Annotated in this window: 4 protein-coding genes and 1 pseudogene; 4 read left to right on the top strand and 1 reads right to left on the bottom strand. The window is 68.1% G+C overall.

The window, feature by feature from the left end; translation table 11 throughout:
• Nucleotides 1-127: 127 nt before the first annotated feature.
• Together KZA10_RS13750 and KZA10_RS13745 are read left to right on the top strand one after the other, a co-directional pair.
• Nucleotides 128-421 (top strand): annotated as a pseudogene (locus tag KZA10_RS13750) (aldo/keto reductase); the annotation flags it as partial.
• Nucleotides 422-459: 38 nt separating this feature from the next.
• Nucleotides 460-849, top strand: a complete 390-nt coding sequence (locus KZA10_RS13745; RefSeq protein ID WP_218683161.1) for a PLDc N-terminal domain-containing protein — start codon at nt 460-462, stop codon at nt 847-849.
• Here the strand turns inward: KZA10_RS13745 and KZA10_RS13740 are convergent.
• Nucleotides 846-1,025, bottom strand: coding sequence for a DUF1731 domain-containing protein (locus KZA10_RS13740; protein WP_256934854.1), 180 nt, complete (start codon nt 1,023-1,025; stop codon nt 846-848). The two genes, KZA10_RS13745 and KZA10_RS13740, sit on opposite strands and share 4 nt — an antisense overlap.
• Nucleotides 1,026-1,110: 85 nt before the next feature.
• Here KZA10_RS13740 and recR point away from each other — a divergent pair, with 85 nt between their 5' ends.
• Together recR and KZA10_RS13730 are read left to right on the top strand one after the other, a co-directional pair.
• Nucleotides 1,111-1,704: a recombination mediator RecR gene (gene recR, locus KZA10_RS13735; RefSeq protein ID WP_017829084.1), complete on the top strand. Its 594-nt coding sequence runs from the start codon at nt 1,111-1,113 to the stop codon at nt 1,702-1,704.
• Nucleotides 1,701-1,899, top strand: a 199-nt coding sequence (locus tag KZA10_RS13730) for an EamA family transporter (RefSeq protein WP_218683160.1), incomplete at its 3' end; no start/stop codon positions are given. The genes recR and KZA10_RS13730, both read left to right, overlap by 4 nt.

Genomic DNA, 1,899 nt, shown 5'->3' with positions numbered 1-1,899 from the left:
GGCGCGACCGCGAGATCGGCAGGGCCGACGGGAAGCTCCACGTCGGTGAGCAGACGGTTGAGTTTGCGGTTGCGGCGCACGTCGTCGATGTGATCGCGGAGGTTACCGCCGACCACACCCTTGATCTATCACGATCCAGGCCTGGTCGCCGTTCCAGGACGGCTTCTCCCACGGCGTGTTTCTCGGCAATCCCGAGTACGCAGAGCTGAACGCCGTGATCGATCGCCTCGCGGCGGCGCATGACGTGACACCCATCGCCATCGCGACCGCCTGGATCACCCGCCACCCCGCGGGCATGCAGGTCGTCCTCGGCACCACGACGCCGCAGCGGGTGCAGGACGCGGCGGCCGGCGCCGACATCGAGCTCACCCGCCCCGAGTGGTACGAGCTGTTCCGCGCCGGCGGTCACCTGCTTCCGTAGCCCGAGCGGTATGCCGCGGCGTCGTCTACCCTGAATCCATGGCGTTCCTGTTCTCGCTCCTCGTCATCGCCCTGATGATCGGCGCGCTGATCGACATCATCACGCGGGACAGCTCGCTGGTGAAGTTCCTGCCCAAGCTGGCATGGATCATCATCGTCATCCTGCTGCCGTTGATCGGTGGCCTGCTGTGGTTCGGGCTCGGTCGCGAGTACGGCGAGTCCGGCATCCAGATGCCGCGGATGCGCAGAGCGGAACGCCCTGCGGCGCCGACCGACGTGCGTCCGGCACCGCCGAGGGACACCAGGACGACCGAGCAGCAGATCGCCGACCTCGACCGAGAGATCGAGGAGTGGCGGCTGCGCCAGGAGATCGAGAAGAACCGCGGGACCGACGGCGAGGGTTCGACCGGACCTGTGGGCTCCGCCTAGGCGACGGACTCGGCCTCAGCGACCTGCGAGCGGTCGAACGACTCGCGGATCGCGTCTTCGAGCGTCGGGTACCGGAACTCGAACCCGGCCGCGGCGAGCTTCTCCGGCAGCACCCACCGGCTCTTCAGGATCAGCTCGGTCTCGGTGCGCATGCCGATCGCTCCGAGCTCCAGCATCCATCGCGGCATCGGCACACCGACATGTGCTCGGCGCGACGTTCCTGCGCGAAGAGCCCTACGAGCCCCCGACGAGGTTCTCCTGATGTACGACGGCATCGTTCAGGAGCTGATCGACGAGTTCGGTCGGCTCCCCGGCATCGGCCCGAAATCCGCCCAGCGGATCGCCTTCCATATCCTGCAGACGCCGACGTTCGACGTCGCACGTCTTGCCGAGCTGCTCAGCGAGATCCGCATCCGTGTGCGGTTCTGCGAGATCTGCGGCAACGTCGCCGAGCAGGAGCGCTGCGCCATCTGCCGTGACCCGCGTCGCAGCCAGGCACTGATCTGTGTGGTCGAAGACGCGAAAGACGTCGCGGCCATCGAGCGCACCAGGGAGTTCCGCGGCCTCTATCACGTGCTCGGCGGAGCCATCAGCCCCATCGCCGGCATCGGACCGGACGATCTGCGCATCGCCCAGCTCATGACCCGTCTCGCCGACGGCACGGTGCAGGAGGTCATCCTCGCCACCAACCCGAACCTCGAGGGGGAGGCGACTGCGAGCTACCTCAGCCGTCTGCTGACGACGATGCAGATCACGGTCTCCCGCCTCGCCTCCGGGCTGCCCGTGGGCGGCGACCTCGAGTACGCCGATGAGGTCACCCTCGGGCGTGCCTTCGAGGGCCGACGGATCCTGTGAGCCCGAACGCGGGTTTCTCGCGTCGCGGCTGGCTTCTCTTCGGAGCCATGGCGCTGCTGTGGGGAGTGCCGTATCTGTTCATCAGCGTCGCGGTCGAGTCGTTCTCGCCCCCGGCGATCGTGGCGGGGCGCACGCTCATCGCCGCTCTGCTGCTGCTGCCGTTCGCGATCCGCAGCGGCGCGTTGCGCGCCGCGC

Source organism: Microbacterium sp. BF1, from assembly GCF_019279095.1.
GTDB classification, from domain to species: Bacteria; Actinomycetota; Actinomycetes; order Actinomycetales; family Microbacteriaceae; genus Microbacterium; species Microbacterium maritypicum.
The sequence above is the reverse complement of the archived record's forward strand: the minus strand, read 5'-3'. Positions and strand labels throughout refer to the sequence as shown.

What these genes read in the sequence shown, in the direction of transcription:
- KZA10_RS13745 (WP_218683161.1), top strand. Translation starts at nt 460, where the DNA reads ATGGCGTTCCTGTTCTCGCTCCTCGTCATCGCCCTGATGATCGGCGCG.
- KZA10_RS13740 (WP_256934854.1), bottom strand. Translation starts at nt 1,025, where the DNA reads ATGCTGGAGCTCGGAGCGATCGGCATGCGCACCGAGACCGAGCTGATC.
- recR (WP_017829084.1), top strand. Translation starts at nt 1,111, where the DNA reads ATGTACGACGGCATCGTTCAGGAGCTGATCGACGAGTTCGGTCGGCTC.